Below are 19431 nucleotides of genomic sequence, written 5' to 3'. Positions count from 1 at the left end.
TCGTCAACAGGGGAGCCGTCGGAACATGGGCGATACATACACGGTTGGGCAATATCTGGTCGACAGACTTGGCGAACTGGGCCTGGGGCACCTGTTTTCCGTAGCGGGCGATTATTCGATCGAATGGGTGAACAGTTATGTCGAGAAAAGCAGTATTCAGGTCATCGAAGAAGTGAATGAACTGAATGCCGGTTATGCGGCCGACGGCTATGCGAGACTGAAAGGAATTGGTGCGCTGTGCGTCACCTATTCCGCAGGCTCGCTTTGCGCAACAAATGCGATCGCCGGATCTTACGTCGAGAAAGTGCCGGTCGTCCTGATCAACGGTGCTCCAAGTATCCAGAAAACGCTCACATTCGAACAAACCGGCTACAGTTCGCATCACTTCATCAGCGGACGGGAAACGGATCTTCAGGTGTTCGAATACATCACTGCCGCTGCCGTCCGCGTCGACAGCCCTCATCTTGCGCCAATGCTCATAGATTATGCGCTGACACAGTGCATCACGGAAAGACGTCCGGTCTATATCGAGTTGCTGGAGGACATGGTCGACCTGGAATGCACACGTCCGTCGAATGCATTAAAACCGGCGCCCGTTATATCCGACGAGGACAGTCTCGATCAGTCGATCGCGCAAATCAGCGAAAGATTGCAGAATGCCACCAAACCCCTGATCTGGATCGGTGTCGAGATCGACCGGTTTGGCCTTCACGACCAGGCCGAGCGGCTCATTCGGGACCTCAAAATTCCCTACGTGACCGAGCTTTTGAGCAAAGCCATCCTGTCGGAAGACGATGTCCAGTTCGCCGGGGTGTTCGATGGCAAATCGTCGTCACCCTATGTCCAGTCTTTGGCCAAAGACTCCGACTTCGTACTGGCGCTGGGCGTCTGGTTGACTGATATCAATGATTTGGGCTGGCCTATCGATCTCGCTAAAACCGCATTCGCCTCCCGGGATACAGTGAAGTATGGGACGATCTTCAACGCACAGGTTTCGCTGGCGGATCTCGTCAACGGTTTGATTGACAAAAGGCTGACGTGCAAAGCCCAAAGTCTTCCGGCGAAAACGGCTCGGCAAGCGCCGGTCGTGAACGCGGCAGGCGAAATTACCTATCAGGGCTTCTACGATTTCATTCAGCAGCAGATCGACGAAAATACCATCGTTGGTGCCGACGCCAGTTTGAATTATTTCGGGAGCCTGCTTCTTGAAGTCGGTGCTCGCCGCGGTTTCATCGTCCAATCATCCTATTCGGCGATCGGTTATATCGGTCCTGCCACGACCGGGGTTTCGTTGGCGAAGCAAGATAAACAGAGGCTGCTGGTCTTTGCGGGGGATGGCGGGTTTCAGATGACCGCTCAATGCCTCTCGACACAAACGCGCTTCAATCTCAACCCGATCATCTTCGTGATGGACAACGGCATCTACGGCGTGGAGCAATGGCTTGCCGACGCATCGGTTTTCCATGGTAACAAGCCGTTCTACAATTCATGCATCCTGCACCGATGGAATTACAGCAAGTTGGCAGAGGTCTTTGGCTGCCAAGGCTGGAAAGTGGACACCTATGGCGAACTGGAGGAAGCCATAAACGGCGCCAAAGAAAACCTGAACAGCCCGTCCATCATCCAGGTCGTCGTGCCTCAGCGATCGATCCCCGATAATGCGAACTGGAAAGCAAGCTAGAGCGGTTCAACTTTTAGCGGCCACCGTGCCTTTCCCGGTACGCGTGTTCTCGACAGCCGGCATGCCCCGATTTATCGTATCCCATAGAAGGCGACCCGATTGACGCCGCAATTCGGCAAGGGCACCGACCTTCACCGCAAACGTGGCACGCCCATTCAACGGCATGAGCCTTGTCGGAACAATCGGCAGCGTTCAGCGGTTTGGTAGAGCCGCTTAACCGGGGAGGCTTTCATGCGTGCTGCTCTGATCGCTGCTTTGTTCTCGCTGTTCTGCCTGCCGCACACAGCAAAGGCGTCGGAGGCGGGATTTTTGCGATCCTTGGCCGGCGATTGGCGCGGGACCGGCATGGTTCTCACCAGGATCGGCGGCACAAACTTCAATGTCTCCTGCACCCTCAAATCAGACGCGAGTGAATCCGCGGTCTCGATGAACGGGAAATGTCGCGGCCTTGCGGTCTTCACAAGAGCTTTCTCGGCCAATGTCAAAGCCTTGGGACAACGATACATCGGCAATTACATCGGCCCATCGGGACAGCCATCCAAACTGGTCGGCAGCAGACAAGGCGATGCGCTCAATCTTCGCGTGACCTGGGCTCGCGTGGTCAATGGCGACCGAAACGCGACGTTGATGATCGAAAAACTCGGACAGGACAGGCTTCGGCTTCAGACGGTCGATCAGGACCCGACCTCGGGCAAATCCGTGGTGACGAGCCGCATCGATCTGCAGCGTCCCCCTGCCGGAAAATAGGGAGGTCTATCCGCCTGGATCCGAGTTCGGGCGCAATATCTCTATCCGGCCTTGGCTGCAGGTTCCCCGGTTAAGAAGACAACTTCGAAGACCAGCCCTTCGGGCCTGTAGTCCGACCTGGAGCGCGCCTGCGCGTTGGAGGAAAATGCCCGCTCTATGAGGACGGAGCCAAAACCTCTTTTCGTCGGCGTCGACACCGGCGGCCCGCCGGCTTCCGTCCAGACGAGAAGGACGCGCCCGTCATCGTGCTTCCACTCGATGGCGACGGTTCCCTGCTCGCTTCCGAGGCTTCCGTACTTCGTCGCATTGGTCGCCAGTTCGTGGAGCACGAGGGAAAGCGGCAGGGCTATATCGGCGGGAAGAACCACGTCGGGACCATCGAGACGAATGCGTTCCTCCGAGGTGATATGCGCCCGCAAGGCGGCGGAGATGATCTCCCGGACGGACGCGGCCGACCCCTCCCGCGACAGAATGAGATCATATGTGCCGGCAAGTGCGGCGAGCCTTTCGGCAAAGGCGACATAGCTTTCCGGATTGGCACGCGAGAAGGTCTGCCGAGCGATCGCCTGAACGAGGGCGAAGCCATTCTTGACCCGGTGCGCCATTTCGCGGACGAGTAGGGTTCGCTCCTCCTCCGCCTGCTCGTTCCGGCGTCTCCGCTCATCGAGTTCGTCGAGCAGCCGATCGAAGGTCGCGCCGACGACATCCAACTCGTCCGGCCCTGTCATGCCGGTGCGCGCCGTCGTCTGGCCGCTGCGCCACTTCTCCATCACCTCGGCGATCCGGGAGATCGGCACGAGGATGAAGCGGTTGCCGATGAAGATCGCGGCAAGAAAGGCGAAAAGCGCACCGCCGGTGATGGCGAGCGTATTCATCAGCGTCGCCCGGTTGATCGGCGCGAAGGCTTCCAGCTTCGAGAAGCCGGCGCTGACATAGAGCGGGCTGGCAGGCAGCGCGATCGGCCGATAGCCGAGAACGCTCGTTGTTCCATCCTTGCCTGTGATCTCGACCACGTCGGGCTGCTCGGCATGGACCAGGCGCTGGTATTCCTCGGATAGGACAGTGCCGACGAACCGCTCCGGAAGGGGAACGTGCGCGACGACGGTTCCCTTGCCGTCGGCGATCGTCACCTCGTTACCGGGCGCGACGCCACGCTCGGTGATGCGGTTCTGCAGCCAATCCACCCGGATTCCGCTGACGATGACGGCCTTGACGGCGTCGCCCTCCATCAGGGGCATGGCGAGCGGCAGGACGGGCTTGTCGACGAGGCGGCTCTGCGTATAGGTGCCGACGGCGAACCCCTTGGTTTCGAGTACCTGCTGAAAATAGTCTCGATCGGAGAACATCACGCCATCGGGAAAAGCCATGCTGCCGCAGACCGGCTGTCCGTCGAGCCCGACGACGAAGATGGTGCGGATGTTCGGAACGTTTTCCGCGACCGATTTGAGGGCTTCATTGCAGCCTTGGACTTCAAGGTGCCGCACGGATGGCATGGCGGAGACGGACACCAGAAGGGCGTGCAGCCCCTCCACGATCCCTTCGACTTCCGACGACGCTTGCCTGGCCGCCTGCGCCGCGGATGCGCGCACCTCCTCGTTGCGCTGATGGCGGAGCGCGACTTCATTGTATGCAAGCATCGCGACCACCGGCGCCAGCGCCGCGACCGCAACTGCAACCAGCTTGAGTCTCATCCTGTTCCCTCTCGGACGAGGGTTCGTAGCATGATCGGGACGATCTGGCCCAGATCACGCAGGCAATCTTGTTTACAAAATATCAACATAGGAATCAGGACATCCAGGCGTGAGCCTTGCCGAGCTTTCGATCGCGGCTAGATAATCCAAGGATGAATGATACCAGAAGCACCTCCTCCGAAGGTTCTGCCGCCGGGTCTTTCTCGCCGCGACCGCTGACTGGCGCGATGGCGGATGAGGTCGAACGTCTTTTATCGGGCCGAACCCGTGATATCCGCCTGACGGGGGATCTGCGCCGCCGATATGACGAAAGGTCATGGCGGCAGACCGCGAAGGTTATCCGGTCCTGGATGATATGGGTGGCATTCGTCGATATCCTGACGCTGGCGCTGAACGCTATCCTGCTTCCCCACCAAATCGTCCTGCCGATGGTCGCTCCCGCCTGCCTTTTGCCGCCGGCGGCAATTTTCACAGCGGTCGTCTGGAGCAAGCCGCGCCCGGCGGCGGTTCAGCGCGCATCGCTGCTGGTAGGAATGTGTCTCATTCTGCTGTCGGTCGCCCTCGTCGGCGTCTTTGCCGGAGGGGAGTTTTACGAGCGGCATCTGACCATCATGCTCTTTGTGGCAACGAGTGCAATCACCATCTTCAGCGCGCCGCTGGCGTGGACGATTGCGATCGCCTGTTATGCCCTCTGCCTTTATTTCATCCTGCAGTGGTACAATCCGCTTGCGGAAACGGGCAGCGTCATTGCCGGGACCCTGTTCTTTTCCTGCGGTATCATCGCGACCGTGGTTGCCCGGCGCACGATGAACATCCTGGCGCAGAAGACATTTCTCCTGGACTGCAGGGACCAGCGCCGGGTTGCGGAACTGGCCGATGCGAACGCCCGGTTGGAACGGCTGGCCAGAACCGATCCGCTGACGGGGATTGCCAACCGCCGCTGGATGATGGAAACGCTCGAGAGCCTGTGGCGCAACGGCCGGGAAACCGACGTCGTCACAGCCATGCTCATGTGCGACATCGATCACTTCAAGGCGCTGAACGATAAGCTCGGCCATGGCGAGGGCGACCGCTGCCTCGTCAAGGTTGCCGGCATCATCCAGAGCTGCGTGCGGGCCGACCGCGACCTCGTCTCGCGCCATGGCGGCGAGGAATTCCTGATCGTGCTTCCGGATGTCGATGAAGACGAGGCCATCGCGGTGGCAAAGCGAATACGCGAAAGCGTGGAAGCCGCCGCCCTGCCGAATCCTTCCTCCGGTGTCGGCCCTTCGGTGACGCTGAGCGTCGGAGTAGCCTTGAAATCGGCGCTCGACATCGACATTTCACTGGCCAGCCTCCAGCACGAGGCCGACATGGCTCTCTATCGCGCCAAGGAAGCGGGCCGCAACCAGGTCTGTGTCTTTCGCCGGCAACACCAGGCTGCGCCGTCGGAACCGATCGTCGCTCGGCGCCAGAGCTTGTGATTGCCGCTCTGATCTCCACACCGGATCGGACCCGTTCGGGGTCGCTGTGATGCGTAAGCGTCCGCGATGCGATAAATGGCAATGAAAACAAGTTCTTGAGCTGGGAGAAACCGTCGGTCGTCACGCCTGACGAGCCGAGAGCGACTGCCATAATTCTTTTTGACGACTTGACGCCTATCATATGTCTACATAATGTCTTCAGAAGAGACTATGAGACGGACAACTCCATGAACGCTGAAATCGCCAGTCCCGACCGCAAGACCAGCCTCGAACTTGCGCTGCGCAGGCGCATCCTGACCATGGAGCTGCCGCCGGGCTCGGTGCTTGATGAAGTGGCCTTGAGCGAAGAGTTCGGGCTCTCCCGCCCGCCGGTGCGCGAGCTGATGCGGCAGATGGCCGGCGAGGGTTTTATTGAGCTCGAGACGAACCGCGCCGCCCGCGTCAGCTCGATGAGCTATCAGTCGCTGCGCGACTTCTTCCTGCTGGCGCCGATGATTTACATCACCGCCAACAAGCTCGCGGCGGAGAACCGCACGAAAGCGGAACTCGACACTCTCAAGCAGATCCAGCGCGCCTTCCGCAAAGCGGTCGAGGACTGCGATGTGGAGAGCAGGGTGCTCCACAACGACCAGTTCCATCGGCAGGTCGGCGAGATGGCACACAATGTCTATGTCGTTCCAAGCCTGCGCCGCCTGCAGATCGACCACGCCCGTATCGGCAAGATCTTTTACCAGCACCCGAACACGCCGCGCATGCAGGAAGAACTCGAGCTGGCATCGGATCAGCACGAGGAGATGATCGACGCCATCGAGCGGCGGGATGTCGAAGCCTCCGGTGAACTGGCGCGACTCCATATCGAACTCTCCCGGAGGAACATGGCCATGTACGCGGCCCCCGAGGGACTGGAGACGCCGACCCTCTAAAGCTCCGTCAAGGCCAGTACACGCAGCTCAACACAATCTGGCTCGACCTCACAGCCTGACATAACGGGATTTAATCGATGACCGCCTTTCCCTTTCCAGGACTCAATCTCGCAATCACCACCCCATTCGATGATGCCGGCCGCATCGATTACGGACGGCTTGAAATCAACGTCGAACACTATCTCGCCGCCGGGATCGGCAGCTTCCTGTTCAGCTCGGGAACCGGCATGCACGTCTATCTCTCCAAGCAGGAGTCCGAAGAACTGGTCCGCCGTGGCGCGAAGATCGTCAATGGCCGCGCCAAAGTGATCGCCCAGACGTCGGCCTTGCTGGTCGAAGACGTGGTGGAGCGGACGGCCCGCGCCCGCGACGCCGGCGCCGAAGGCGTCATGGTGCTTCCACCCTTCTTCGAAGGGCCGACCGACGACCAGGGCATCCTCGATTTCTACGCCGAGGTCGCCAAATCTGGCCTTCCCGTTATCGGCTATAACGTGCCGCAGGCGGTCGGCGTCGCCATCACGCCGGAACTCCTCGAAAAGCTGAACGACATTCCGGGCTTCTCAGCCGTCAAGGACAGCAGCGGGGATTTGGGAAAACAGGCAGCCCTCATCCGTACCGGTCGTTTCGTCATGAACGGCGCCGACCCTCTCGTTCCCTATGCGCTTTATGCCGGTTGCGACGGCCTGATCTGGGGTGGTGCAAATTTTGCGCCGAAAACCTCTGTTGCCCTCGTCGAGGCCGCCGCACAGCGCAACTGGGATGAGGTGCGCTCGCTCTGGAAAATCCTGGAGCCGGCGATGGGTCTGATCTGGGAAGGTGACTACGTCCAGTCCGTCTACGCAGCCGCCGAGCTGATCGGTTATGGCGCCGGCGCCCCGAGAAAGCCGCTGCGCGCCCTTGCTCCGGAAAAGCTTCCCGCTCTCCGGCGCGCGATCGAACCGCTCATGGAGCGGGAAGCGATTTGACCGTGACCCAGGCCGCACAGAACGTCTTCGTCGCATCCAGGCTTCCCAAACGCGCCGGCCTGTCGGGCTGGGTGGCCACACTTGCGCCGCGCACGCCGCGCCTGACCCTGGACGAAGCGATCAGTGTCGATGTCGCCATCATCGGCGGTGGCTTTGCCGGCCTGTCGGCGGCCCACCGGATCTCGCGGCTCGATCCGACCGTCCGGGTCGCCGTTCTCGAGGCCGGCATCGTCGGCGAAGGCCCGGCCGGCGCCAATTCAGGCTTCATCATCGATTTGCCGCACGAGGTTTCCTCGGACGATTTCAGCGGCGAGTCGGAAGGCAAATTCCGCGACTCCGTGCTCCTGCAGCGTTCGGCCATCGCTCTTGCGAGCGAACTCGCCGCCGAGAACGGCTGGGGAAAGGATCTGTTCGATCCCTGTGGCCGCTACAGCATCGCGATGAGCACGCAGGGCGACAAGCATCTCGAGGCCTATTCGCTGCAGCTGTCGAAGATGGGCGAAGCACATCGCCTGCTCAAACGCCCGGAAATCGAAGCCGTGACCGGATCGCAGGCCTTCACCTCCGGCCTGTTTTCGCCCGGCACGATCATCATCCAGCCGGCCGCTTACATCAGCGGCGTGGCCGACTGCCTGAAGCTGCCGGTGAGGCTGTTCGAGCAGACGCCCGCCCTCTCCTTCGAGCGCTCCGGCGGCGGCTGGCTGGTGAAGACGCCGAAGGGATCGGTGCAGGCGGGCAAGATCATCCTCGCCAATAACGGCCATGCGGAAAGCTTCGGTTTCTTCCGCGGGCGCCTGCTGCATGTCTTCACCTATGCGTCCCTGACCGAGGAATTCGATCCGGCAAGACTCGGCGGCGACAGGAAGTGGGCGGCGACCCCGGCGCTGCCGATGGGATCAACGGTGCGCCGCATCAACACTGGTGGCGGCGACCGCATCCTGGTGCGCTCACGCTACAGCTATAATCCCGGCATCGAGATCAGCGATGCCGCCATTCGCAGCGCCGGCCGCCTGCATGACGGCAAGTTTTCCCATCGTTTCCCCACGCTCGCCGGTGTCGGCATGCAGTATCGCTGGGGAGGCGCGATGGCGCTGACGCGCAACCACGTGCCGGCCTTCGGAGAAATCGAGCGCGGCGTCTTCGCGGCCTGCGGCTGCAACGGCCTCGGCGCATCGAACTCCACCGCCGCCGGCATCGCCGCGGCCGAGCGCGTGCTCGGGCACGACTCCGAACTTGGCCGCGTCTACAGCCGTCTGGCAGTGCCGGTTCTACTGCCGCCGCAGCCGCTGACGACGATCGGCGCGAAGATCCATCTTGCCTACCGCGAATGGCGCGCCGGAACGGAGTAAGGCGCGCTGAGCTTCCCGCTCTAAAACGTAAGCTGCACCTTACAGGCGGCGGAGCGGTCGCCGGCAAGGGTGAAAGCGGCGGTGGCTTGTTCGAGCGGCAGGCTGTGGCTGATGATCGGCCGCACGTCGATCTTGCGGTGGGAGATCAGCGCGACGGCGGTGGCGAATTCCTCGTGGAAACGCTGCGTGCCGTGGATGTGAAGCTCCTTGCCGACAATGGCGTTGAGGGGGATCGGGATCTCTCCGGTGACGCCGACCTGCACGATCGTGCCGCGCGGCCGGATGGCGGCAATGGCGCTGCGGATCGCAGGTGCGGCGGCCGAGCATTCGAAGACGAGATCGAAATAGCCCTTCCCCGCCTCGAATTCGCCAAGCGCTGCGGCATCCCGGGAAACATTGATCGTGCGGCTGGCGCCCATCGCCCTGGCCCTCTCCAGCGCCGCATCCGCCAGATCGGTCACCACGATCTCGGCCGCACCGTGATAAGCGGCAACCGCAACCATCAGGGCGCCGATCGGGCCGGCGCCGGTGATGAGGACACGTTTGCCGGTGGTAACGCCGGCCCGCGATGCGGCGTGCAGGCAGACCGACAATGGCTCGCTGCAGGCCGCTTCGGCAGCCGTCGTCGCAGGCCCGACTTCGAAGCATTGTTTGGCCGGCACCACCAGCCATTCCCGGAACATGCCCTGTTCGTGCGGCAGGCGCATTGCGCTGCCCATGAAGCGCATCTCCAGGCAGTGGATCGGCAAGCCCTTTTGACAATATTCGCAATGCCCGCAGGGTTGGCTGGGATTGACCGCGACCAGCGCGCCGGCTTTGAAATCGACCCCCTCGCCTGCCCGGCTCACGCTTCCCGCGGCTTCGTGGCCCGGGATGATCGGCTCGCGAACCCTGACCGGTCCGAAGCCGCCATCCTGATAATAATGCAGATCGGAGCCGCAGATGCCTGCCGCCGCCATTTTGAGCAGCACCTCGCCTGGGCCGGGAGCCGGAACGGTGTCGGTTTCGACCCTGAGATCGCCCTTCTGGTAAAGCCGTGCCAGACGTGTCTGCATTATACCCTCCTATCTCAGCAGCCCGAGCTGCTGCGGCAGCCAGAGCGATACGGCGGGGATGAAGGTGATCAGGATCAGCGCCAGGAAGAGCGGCACCAGCCAGGGCAGGATCGCCATCGTCGTGCGTTCGACCGAGAGTTTCGCGACCCTCGACAGCACGAAAAGCACCATGCCGAGCGGCGGATGCAACAGGCCGATCATCAGGTTCAGCGTCATGATCAGGCCGAATTGAACCGGATCGATACCGAACTTGGCGACGATCGGCAGCAGGATGGGCACGAGGATGGTGATCGCCGCGATCGTATCCAGGAAGCAGCCGACAAAAAGCATCAGCAGGTTCACCAGGATCAGGAACACCCATTTATTGTCGGTGATCGACAGGATCGCATCCGAAAGCAGCTGCGCCGCCTGGCTGACCGTCAGCAGCCAGGCGAAGACCGAGGCGGCGGTGACGATGAAGAGAACCGATGCCGTCGTCTCGATCGTATCGAAGCTGGCCTTGGCGAGTGTCGAAAAGGTCATGGTGCGGTAGCGCACCAGGCCGAGGAACAGCGACCAGAGCACGGCGGCGACAGCGGCCTCCGTCGGCGTGAACCAGCCCATCGTCATGCCGCCGATCAGGATGACCGGGGTCATCAACGCCATCACGGCGGAAAAGCCGAAATACCAGTCGAGCGCCAGAAGGGCGAGAAGGGCGATGCCGGCCGCGGCATTCATCGACATGCCGGCCTGCATCATCAGATAGATCGCCACAGGCACCAGCAGGACGACAACGATTTCCATGCCGGCCGACAGCAGTTGCCTGATATCGAAGGGCGCATCGGAGCCCCAGCGCTTCTTATAGGCGAAGGCGGCGACGGTGATCATCATCAACAGCGTCATGACGACGCCGGGCAGGATGCCGGCCATGAACAGAGCGCCGATCGAAACATTCGCCATCATGCCGTAGATCACGAAGGGCAGCGACGGCGGGAAGATCGGGCCGAGCGTGGCAGACGCCGCAGTGACGCCGACGGCGGCCTCGACGGGATAGCCGTGATCCTTCATCGCCTTGATCTCGATCGTGCCGATGCCGGCCGCATCGGCAAGTGCGGTGCCGGACATGCCGGAGAAGATGACGGAGCCGATGATGTTGACCTGCGCCAGTCCGCCCTTCATCCAGCCGACGAGGGCGACCGCGAAGGAATAGATGCGGCCGGTCACACCCGCCGAGTTCATCAGATTGCCTGCCAGGATGAAGAAGGGAACGGCGAGCAGCGGAAAGCTCTCGACGCCGGCGATCATGCGCTGGGCGACGATGATATCGGGCGCCACACCGTAAAGCACGATATAAAGCACGGATGCGACGGCCATCGAGATGGCGACCGGCACGCCGATCAGCATCAGCACCAGAAACGAACCAAGAAGCAGCAGCATCGGATCAACCCTCGACAGTCTGGAATTCTTCGGGGCGCTCCAGAACGGAGTAGCCGCGGCGCATATTGGCGATGAAGACGATGACCGCGCGGATCAGCATCAGCGCGAAGGCAACGAGCACGGAGTAGAAGACGATGTTGCGCGGCAGCTCGACAGTGACCATCTGCTCGTCGGCGACGATATCGACATAGCGCCACATCAGGTGGCAGCCATAGGCGAAGAAGCCGATGCGGACGATGTCGACGAAAGTGGCGAGCACGCGCGCCAGCCCTGCCGGCATATAATGATAGAATACATCCACCTGGATATGCCGCGATGTCCGCACACACATGGCCGAACCGAGAAAGACGACGCCGATCAGGCAGTTGATCGCGATCTCCTCGGTCCATGCATAGCTGTCGTTCAGCACGTAGCGCGTGAAAAACTGCAGGAAGACGCAACCAGCCATCAGCCAGAAGACGGTCAGCGTGATCCAGTCCTCGATGGCGTAGTCCGCGACGTTTGCGGTCGGTGCGTGGCCTTCGAACTCGTGGCCAATTTCCTCGGCCGTGATTGGCGTTTGAATTTCTTGCGACATGACTCGGCCTTGTTCCTGTTGGGGAAGGAGGGCGCGGCGTGCAGGCGCGACCTTTGGTTTGTCGATAAGCCTTGTTGCCTACCGGGAGGCGCAGCCCCTCATCCGGCTGCCGCCACCTTCTCCCCGCCTGCGGGGCGAAGGGGATATGCGGCGACGTCTCCGTCCCTCGCCAACGTCTCGCGGGGCAGGTCCCCTCTCTCCGTTTTTACGGGGAGAGGGTTAGGGTGAGGGGCAGCCGCAGGCGCGAACGGACCAGGCTCTTACTGGATCGCCCGGATCGCTTCCCAATCGGCCTTCTCATAGCCGAAATCCTCGAACTTGATTTTCCATCACGTTCTTTTCGAAGTCGGATTTGTCGACCTCGGTGACATTGAGACCCTTTTCCTTGAAGGTCGCAACCAGGCTGGCCTCCTTGCCGGCGATGGTCTTGGTCGTACGCTCCGCGGCCTCCTGCATGACCTCGCCGAAGATCTTCTTGTCCTCGTCGGACAGGCTCGCCCACCGCGTCTTCGAGATCACCGTGTTGAGATGATCGACGATATGGCCGGTGAGGATGATGTTCTTCTGGACCTCGTAGAATTTCTTCGCCTCGATCGTCGTCAGCGGGTTTTCCTGCGCCTCGACCGTGCCGTTCTGCAGAGCGAGATAGACTTCTGCAAAGGCGATCGGCGTCGTGTTGGCGCCGCAGGCGCGCGGCATGGCGAGATAGGCCGGGACGTCGGGCACGCGGATTTTCAGGCCCTGCATATCGGCGCATTTGGCAATCGGCTTGTTCGAGGTCGTATGGCGCGTGCCGTAATAGCTGACGGCGGCGATGTGGTTGCCGGTCTTGTCTTCATAGCCTTTGGCGAGGCGCTTGAAGACATCGCTCCTGGTGTAGGCGATCAGATGCTCGGGACTGCGGAAAATATAGGGAAAATAAGTGACGCCGATCGGCTTGTAGTCGCGTGCGGCAAAGCTCGATCCCGAGATGATGATGTCGACCGTGCCGAGCTTCAGGCCCTGGTTGATATCGGCTTCCTTGCCGAGCTGCGAGGCCGGATAGACCTCGATCTTGTAGCGCCCGTCGGTGCGCTTGGCGATCTCTTCGGCGGCCCAGACGGAATCCGTGTGGAAGGGCTCCGAGGTTTCATAGACATGCGCCCACTTCAGTACCGTCTGGGCATGCGCGACCGCCGTCGTCGCCATGATCGCGGCTGCGGTGCAAAGTATCGTTGCCAGTCTGCTCTTCATCGCTCTCTCCTCCCGAGCTCGGGTTAAATCTTTTCAGTTCCTTTCGCGGGCCGCTTTTGGCGGCCGCGCTCCTCCTCTCCCGAAAACTCCTCCCCGAAGCTCTCGGAAAACCTCTTCTGCGATAGGGTGAGATGGGCGCGCATGGCCGCCTTGGCACCCGCTCCATCGCCGGCGGCGATCGCGTCGCGAATGGCCCGATGCTCGTCGACGGCGCTGCGCCATGTTCCCGGCCCCTCGAAGTGGCTGGCGAGCTTGGCGAAATAAGGCGTCATGCGCATGTCGAACATCTCGCCCGTCACCCGGATCAATGTCGCATTGCCGACGATGGCGGCAATGCCGGTGTGGAAGGCGCGATCGGCGGCAAGCACCGTGCTCGCATCGTTGACGCCGCCGCTCATGCGTGTCAGCGCGTCGTCGAGCAGGGCGACGCCGTCCGGACCGGCGCAGCCTGCGGCTTCCTCGGCAATGGCGCATTCGATGATGGCGCGTGCCTGCAGCAGCTCGAAAGGCCCTTCCACCGGCTCGCGCTCGCTGCCTGCCGCAGTCGCGGCATGCTGGCGCACCACGTAGATGCCGGATCCCATGCGGATGTTGACGAGGCCTTCGACCTCCAGGACGATCAGCGCTTCGCGCACCGTCGGGCGTGACACCGACAGCTGCTCCGCTAGGTCGCGCTCGGCCGGCAGCCGCTGGCCGACGGCAAGCTCGCCGCTTGATATCATCAAACGAATCTGGTCCGCCACCTGCCTGTAGAGGCGGCGTGATTCAACAGGCGAAAACATTGGGCCTCCCCGCGGCTTCTCTTAAGCGCGCATCTGGTCAACTGGCCTGACCAATTGAGACAGAGGTATCATCGCCGGGGTTGTGCGTCAATCCGCCGCATAAAACTTAAACAGGAGAGCCTGCCCCTGGTGGGCCAGGTCTGCCCGCACCCTATATGCCGGCATACCATTCATAGCCACGATCTTCCCAGAAGCCGCCGCTGCCGCCATAAAGCCGGCCGAGATCGGCGACCGCCTCGATGCGGGTCAGATATTTCGCCTGTTTGTAACCGAGCTGTCGCTCCACTCTGAGCCTCAACGGCGCTCCATGCGCCACTTCAAGGTCGCGTCCGTTCATCGCATAGGCAAGGATCGTCTGCGGATGAAAGGTATCGACCAGATCGATGCTCTCATAATACCAGCCGGTGCCATCCAGCGTCTTTTCGTATTCATCGGCGCAATGGAACACGATGTAACGCGCCTCGGGCTTAAGCCCGACCGATTGCAGCAAGGCGCCGAGCGGCAGGCCCGTCCATTTGCCGATCGCGCTCCAGCCTTCGACGCAGTCGTGCCGGGTGATCTGCGTGCGCGACGGCATCGCCTTCAACTGCGCGAGCGAGAGCTGAGCCGGTTTTTCCACAAGCCCACCGATATCAAGCCTCCAGGTCGAGAACTGCCGGCTCATCCAGTCGAGATATTGCGGGTTGTCAGGCATGCTGGTGCCGTTCGAGCGAAAGACCGGCGACAGATCCGCCTCGCTGTATTCACGGGCGAGCGCCTTGTCGCCGAGCAGGAAGCGTTGCGTCTTCATGCTGAAGCCCTCGGCGATCTTCAGCACCGACTTCGTCCGCTCGCTCTCGACCAATGCGTCGCAGCCGCTCAATCCCAGTGCGGAGGCGGTCAGTGTCGAGCCGATCAGGAAACGTCGACGGGTGATCAGGCGGCTCATCGTTCATCTCCCTGTTCGATCGCGTAATAGCCGGTGATCATCGAGCGCAGATTGTTGAACACACCCGACAGGATCACCATCGCGACATGCACCACGACGAAGGCGACGAGCGAAAAGGCCGTGAGGAAATGCAGGGTGCGGGCCGATTGCCGTCCGCCGAAAATATCGAGCAGCCAGGGCGCCACGGCATTGAAGCCCGGCGACATGGTCAGTCCCGTCGCAACCATCAACGGCAACAGCAGAAAAATCACAACGAGATAGGTCAGCTTCTGCAAAGTGTTGTAGTGGCGTGCCTCGGCTCCTTTCGGAAAACGCAGCCGGGCATGATTGGCGACCTCGTGGCCGAGATGGGCGAGCGTCAGCTCCTTGCCTTCAGGGGCAAGATCCCGGCGGAAATGCCGGCTGATCAGCCCATAGAGGAGATAGACGAAGCCGTTGAAGACGAAGAGCCAGGCGAAAAAGAAATGCCAGCGCCGGCCGGTCGACAGATCCTGATAGCTGGGAACCGTAAGCCAGCTTGGAAAACCTCTTGCTGTCGCCTCGCCGTCGACATTGGAGACACCAAGGAAACCTGTCGTATCGAAGGTGAACGAACCGACATGCGTCAGCCCCTTCACCTGGCTGCCGTCTTCGGCAGCTTCCATGGAGATAAAGGACGGATCGTTGTCGGCGCCGTACTGACCCCAGTAGAGCGCCGGATGGGCATTGAATATCTGCAGGCCGCTGAACAGCAGCACGGTGAGGCAAAGCACGTTCACCCAATGCGACAGGCGGACGGCAAGGCTGTGGCGGTAGACAAGCATGCGGCCGGTTTTCGTGCCGGCATCGATCATCGCCATGATGGTTCTCCGGAGGAATGTACATTTCGAGCAGAGAAGACGCAGCCGCCGCAGATAAAGTTTCAGCGGCCGCGCCGATCTGAAACGCCTACTTCATCGCATCGCAGGCTTTCGTCATATCGGCCTTTTTCATCGCATCCTTTTCCATGCCGGCCTTGTGCATGCAGTCCTTCTTGGTGCCCGCCATCTTCATGGCATCCTTCGACATCGCGTCGCTGTGCATCGTGTCCTTCTTCATCGTATCGGATTTCATCGCGTCTTCAGCCGACGCCGCACCGGCGAGCGAAAGGCCGACGATGAAGGCGCAGGCTGCAAGGCTGGAAACAAGTTTGGTCATGGAACTCTCCTGGAATGGGATTGTCGTGTCCGCCAGCGGTCTGCCGACGGCTCACATCAACCCATTCGAGGCAACGCCGGAATGCGTTACAGCCTCACGCGCATGTGATAGGGCTGTGATGCCGGCATTATTTTTGATCCTCCCTGTAACCGATTGCCGCTTTCTGCGAATGAACTTTTCGACAGCATGACAACCGCCCATTCGGAAGAAGCCCTGAGAGCATTGATGCTTCTCTCCCTTGACGGGGACGAGGCGGCCTATCGGCGTTTGCTGACGGCTTTGCGCCTGTTGCTTGTCGGCTATTACAGCCGCAGGATGGCTGCGGCGACGAAAGCGGATATGGAAGACCTGGTCCAGGAGACATTGCTGGCACTGCATTCGCGCCGATCCACCTATGATCGGAAAAGACCGTTCACGGCCTGGTTTTTCTCGATCGCCCGGTACAAGCTGATCGATCATCATCGCGGCCGCGGCGGGCGCAGGCTGGCCGAGATCGAGCTTGGCGAGGAGATCGAAAGCGACTTCAGCGAGGATACGCTGACGGCCCGCATGGATGTCGAGCGGTTGCTGAACGGGCTGTCACCGAGACAGCGCGAGCTGATCCGCCAGGTGAAATTGGAAGGCCAGTCGGTCGCCGACGCCGCAAGCCGCACCGGTCAGTCTGAATCGGCGGTGAAGGTAGGCATCCACCGGGCGCTGAAGGCGCTCGCGGAGAGATTGCGAGGCGCATCGTGACAAAGACGGACGATATCATCGAACGCCTGGCAAGCGACCTGGAGCCGGTGCCGCGTAATGCGCTACGGCGCCGCTTCGCCCTCGGCATCGTGCCGGCGCTCGGGCTCTCGCTGCTGTTGATGCTGGCCATTCTCGGCCCGCGGGTCGATATGCCGGATGTGCTGATGCTGCCGGTCTTCTGGATCAAATCGGCCTATAATGCGCTGATTGCCGTAACCGCCTTCCTCGCCGTCTATCGGCTTTCCCGCCCCGACGGATCCGAGGGCCGCTTTTTCGGCCTGCTTGCCTTAATCTTCGCCGCCATGACGGCGGCCGCAGCCGCCCAGCTGATGATGGCCCCGACCGAAACTTACCCGGTGCTGATCCTCGGCTCCTCGGCCCTTCATTGCCCGTTGCTGATTCTCGGTTTCGCGATACCCGTCTATGCCGGCGCCGTCTGGGCGTTGCGCCAGGCGGCACCCTCGGATCTGCGGCTGACGGGCTTCGTCGCCGGCATTGCCGCAGGCGCAGCCGGCGCCTGGGTCTATTCGTGGTTCTGCACCGAGAACGGCATGCCCTTCGTGCTGATCTGGTATTCGCTGGGCATCCTGCTCACCGGCGCGCTCGGCGCCGCCACCGGCCCTCGCCTGCTGCGCTGGTAGATCCTTCTCCGGCGCATCGACGTCGGGTGGGCTGCAAAGACAGCCGGTTGTCGCGGAGATCAAGAGCAACTCGATGCTGACTGCATCGACCTCACGACAAATGATGCCGGTTCTCTGACCGGACGTCAGTCGCGCTTCATCTCTGCGTCACACGTCGCGGAGTGACCAACCGGATCGGCATGTTGCCTTCGAAGGCCCGCCCGGCGCGCTCCATGCCTGCCGCGCTTTTGTCGCCGTCCAATTGAAACTGATTGACCAGATCCCGCAGGCGGCCTGCCTCGGAGGACAGCGAGGCGGCGGCGGCCGTCGACTGCTCGACCATTGCCGCATTTTGCTGGGTCGTCTGGTCCATTTGATTGACGGCGGTATTGATCTCGGCAAGCCCGGTTGACTGCTCGCGCGCCGAAGTGGCAATCGCATCCATCAGCTGGTTGATCTGTACGACATACTCGCCGATCGACTTGAGCGACGTTCCGGTTTCGAGAACCAGCTTCACGCCATTTTGCACTTCGGTTGACGACTTTTGAATAAAGCCTTTGATCTCCTTGGCTGCTTGAGCGGCGCGCTGGGCAAGCTCACGGACTTCCTGTGCGACCACGGCAAAACCTTTGCCCGCCTCACCCGCACGGGCAGCCTCGACGCCGGCGTTAAGCGCCAAGAGGTTCGTCTGAAAGGCGATTTCATCGATTGCACCAATGATGTTCGAAATCTGTTCTGAACTGTCCTCGATACGCCGCATGGCCTGTTCGGCCTCCGCTACCACGGTTGCCGACCGCTGAGCGCTGACATTGGCTTCCACCGCTACATGGCGTGCCTCATCGGTGCGTTTGCTGGCCATCGTCACATTCGACGTGATCTCGTCCAAGGCTGCGGCCGTCTCCTCAAGAGAAGCTGCCTGTTGTTCGGTACGCTTGGAAAGGTCCTGCGCGGCAGATGCAATTTCGCCGGTGCCATTGTCTATGCTGTGTACGGTCTGCAGCACCGCGCCGATCGTCGTACCCAACTGCCGGAGCGAAGCGTTGAAGTCTTCGCGCAAGGTTTCGTATTCGGATGCAAACTGTTCCGAGAGCTGGAAGGATATGTCGCCTGCCGCTAGCCGCCGGAGGCCCCCACCCAATGTCGTGGTTGCGAAACGCAATTGTTCAGCTTCGCGTTCGGCGCGTTGCTGGGCGGCCTTGCGCGCCGCCTCGCTCTCACTGCGGGAGTCGGCGGCCTCCTTCTCAAGCCTGACGACGTTAAGGGCGTTCTGACGAAAGATCTCGACCGCGTTGGCCATTTCACCGACTTCGTCGGCGCGGCCGGCATAGGGAATATCACTGTCGAGGTCGCCATCCGACAAGCGCTTCATGGCGGATGCGGTTCTTCGGATCGGGTTGGCAATTCCTGATATGGCAAACACGATGCCCGCCACGGCAATCAATACGGCGATTGCTGCAATTGCTGCCGTCAAGATGAAGGCCGAATCCGCAGAAACACCGCTCGCAGTTACGAAGCCTTCGGCCTGACTAAGAATGAAAGCAACCAGATCGGCCACCGCCTTGTTCACCAGCACAGCTTGCGGCTCCAGATTTTCCTTGAAGAACCGAACGGCTTCAGGTGTCTTCTCGCTGGTCTGAAGCGCGATCATGTGATCTGCCAGTTCGCGATATTTGCTGAGTTCCGGTTTGATCTGATTGATCAGTTCGCGCCCACGCGCCGTGCGGACGCCGTTTTCATATTCGGCGACAATCTTGTCGAGCGCGATGCCTGCGGCGTCGATCTCTTGCTTTCCGGCTTTCTGCTCCTCAGCCGTGTCTTCCAGGAGATACTGAGCATAGCTCAGTTTCAGATCGAGGAAGTTGTCCTTGATCTCACGAGCCGTCACCAGCCGCTGCATCCAGAAGGTCCCGATCTGTTCGGCATTGGCCCGAAGCGTCGACATCGTGGTCAGCGAGATATAGGACAGTCCAACCATGAACGCGCTGATAATTGTCAGCTTTAAGATCAGGGCCTGCTTGATACTCGGGCGCTTCATGCGGGTCTCCTCGAAGGTTTGCTGGGACGACCGGCTTTCCGGTTGATGCAAAATC

The 19431-nt window shown here is 61.1% G+C and carries 17 protein-coding genes and 1 pseudogene; 8 read left to right on the top strand and 10 right to left on the bottom strand.

All coding sequences use genetic code 11. From position 1 onward, the window contains the following. Positions 1–25 precede the first annotated feature (25 nt). Both BBJ66_RS30870 and BBJ66_RS30865 read left to right on the top strand, forming a co-directional pair. Positions 26–1681 carry an alpha-keto acid decarboxylase family protein gene (locus BBJ66_RS30870; protein WP_071092920.1) on the top strand — a complete coding sequence of 552 codons (1656 nt, stop codon included), beginning with the start codon at positions 26–28 and terminating at the stop codon, positions 1679–1681. A 231-nt stretch (positions 1682–1912) separates the two neighbouring features. Then, on the top strand, positions 1913–2428 hold the full coding sequence (locus tag BBJ66_RS30865; RefSeq protein WP_071092918.1) for a hypothetical protein: 516 nt from the start codon (positions 1913–1915) through the stop codon (positions 2426–2428). Positions 2429–2469: 41 nt separating this feature from the next. Here the strand turns inward: BBJ66_RS30865 and BBJ66_RS30860 are convergent, their stop codons facing one another. Then, positions 2470–4119, bottom strand: coding sequence for a sensor histidine kinase (locus BBJ66_RS30860; protein WP_071092916.1), 1650 nt, complete (start codon positions 4117–4119; stop codon positions 2470–2472). A gap of 152 nt (positions 4120–4271) precedes the next feature. Here BBJ66_RS30860 and BBJ66_RS30855 point away from each other — a divergent pair, with 152 nt between their 5' ends. From BBJ66_RS30855 to BBJ66_RS30840, 4 genes are all read left to right on the top strand, one after another. After that, the gene (locus BBJ66_RS30855; RefSeq protein WP_071092914.1) at positions 4272–5582 is read left to right on the top strand and encodes a GGDEF domain-containing protein; all 1311 of its coding nucleotides are present in this window, start codon (positions 4272–4274) and stop codon (positions 5580–5582) included. A 227-nt stretch (positions 5583–5809) separates the two neighbouring features. Next, positions 5810–6505, top strand: coding sequence for a GntR family transcriptional regulator (locus BBJ66_RS30850; RefSeq protein ID WP_049732122.1), 696 nt, complete (start codon positions 5810–5812; stop codon positions 6503–6505). 77 nt (positions 6506–6582) lie between these two features. Next, on the top strand, positions 6583–7470 hold the full coding sequence (locus BBJ66_RS30845; RefSeq protein ID WP_071092912.1) for a dihydrodipicolinate synthase family protein: 888 nt from the start codon (positions 6583–6585) through the stop codon (positions 7468–7470). Positions 7471–7472: 2 nt separating this feature from the next. Then, positions 7473–8819, top strand: a complete 1347-nt coding sequence (locus BBJ66_RS30840; protein ID WP_071093097.1) for an NAD(P)/FAD-dependent oxidoreductase — start codon at positions 7473–7475, stop codon at positions 8817–8819. A gap of 20 nt (positions 8820–8839) precedes the next feature. Here the strand turns inward: BBJ66_RS30840 and BBJ66_RS30835 are convergent, their stop codons facing one another. The 8 genes and pseudogenes from BBJ66_RS30835 to BBJ66_RS30800 all read right to left on the bottom strand — a co-directional run bounded on the left by BBJ66_RS30835 (position 8840) and on the right by BBJ66_RS30800 (position 15986). Further along, positions 8840–9874: an L-idonate 5-dehydrogenase gene (locus BBJ66_RS30835; RefSeq protein WP_071092911.1), complete on the bottom strand. Its 1035-nt coding sequence runs from the start codon at positions 9872–9874 to the stop codon at positions 8840–8842. A 9-nt stretch (positions 9875–9883) separates the two neighbouring features. Next, on the bottom strand, positions 9884–11290 hold the full coding sequence (locus BBJ66_RS30830; RefSeq protein ID WP_049732125.1) for a TRAP transporter large permease: 1407 nt from the start codon (positions 11288–11290) through the stop codon (positions 9884–9886). A gap of 4 nt (positions 11291–11294) precedes the next feature. Continuing rightward, a complete protein-coding gene (locus BBJ66_RS30825; RefSeq protein WP_071092909.1) occupies positions 11295–11867 on the bottom strand; it encodes a TRAP transporter small permease in 573 nt (190 codons plus the stop codon). A gap of 260 nt (positions 11868–12127) precedes the next feature. Continuing rightward, positions 12128–13100, bottom strand: a pseudogene (locus BBJ66_RS30820) (sialic acid TRAP transporter substrate-binding protein SiaP). 23 nt (positions 13101–13123) lie between these two features. Then, the gene (locus BBJ66_RS30815) at positions 13124–13882 is read right to left on the bottom strand and encodes a FadR/GntR family transcriptional regulator (RefSeq protein WP_071092907.1); all 759 of its coding nucleotides are present in this window, start codon (positions 13880–13882) and stop codon (positions 13124–13126) included. 151 nt (positions 13883–14033) lie between these two features. Continuing rightward, positions 14034–14810, bottom strand: a complete 777-nt coding sequence (locus tag BBJ66_RS30810) for a molybdopterin-dependent oxidoreductase (protein ID WP_071092905.1) — start codon at positions 14808–14810, stop codon at positions 14034–14036. Beyond that, a complete protein-coding gene (locus tag BBJ66_RS30805; protein WP_071092902.1) occupies positions 14807–15649 on the bottom strand; it encodes a cytochrome b/b6 domain-containing protein in 843 nt (280 codons plus the stop codon). The genes BBJ66_RS30810 and BBJ66_RS30805 overlap by 4 nt, the downstream gene beginning before the upstream one ends. Positions 15650–15737: 88 nt before the next feature. Continuing rightward, positions 15738–15986: a pentapeptide MXKDX repeat protein gene (locus tag BBJ66_RS30800; protein ID WP_010067279.1), complete on the bottom strand. Its 249-nt coding sequence runs from the start codon at positions 15984–15986 to the stop codon at positions 15738–15740. A 186-nt stretch (positions 15987–16172) separates the two neighbouring features. On the opposite strand from BBJ66_RS30800, the gene BBJ66_RS30795 reads away from it, so the two are divergent. After that, the gene (locus tag BBJ66_RS30795; RefSeq protein WP_049732162.1) at positions 16173–16721 is read left to right on the top strand and encodes a sigma-70 family RNA polymerase sigma factor; all 549 of its coding nucleotides are present in this window, start codon (positions 16173–16175) and stop codon (positions 16719–16721) included. Further along, positions 16718–17362 (top strand): NrsF family protein, encoded by a 645-nt coding sequence (locus BBJ66_RS30790; RefSeq protein WP_071092900.1) that lies wholly within the window; start codon positions 16718–16720, stop codon positions 17360–17362. The genes BBJ66_RS30795 and BBJ66_RS30790 overlap by 4 nt, the downstream gene beginning before the upstream one ends. 136 nt (positions 17363–17498) lie before the next feature. Here BBJ66_RS30790 and BBJ66_RS30785 read toward each other — a convergent pair whose 3' ends face one another. Next, positions 17499–19376 carry a HAMP domain-containing methyl-accepting chemotaxis protein gene (locus BBJ66_RS30785; protein ID WP_071092898.1) on the bottom strand — a complete coding sequence of 626 codons (1878 nt, stop codon included), beginning with the start codon at positions 19374–19376 and terminating at the stop codon, positions 17499–17501. Between the last annotated feature and the right edge of the window lie 55 nt (positions 19377–19431).

The sequence above is a fragment of the Rhizobium sp. RSm-3 genome (genome assembly GCF_001854685.1).
GTDB classification, from domain to species: domain Bacteria; phylum Pseudomonadota; class Alphaproteobacteria; order Rhizobiales; family Rhizobiaceae; genus Rhizobium; species Rhizobium ecuadorense.
Note: the sequence above shows the minus strand (reverse complement) of the source record. Positions and strands in the feature narration are given on the sequence as shown.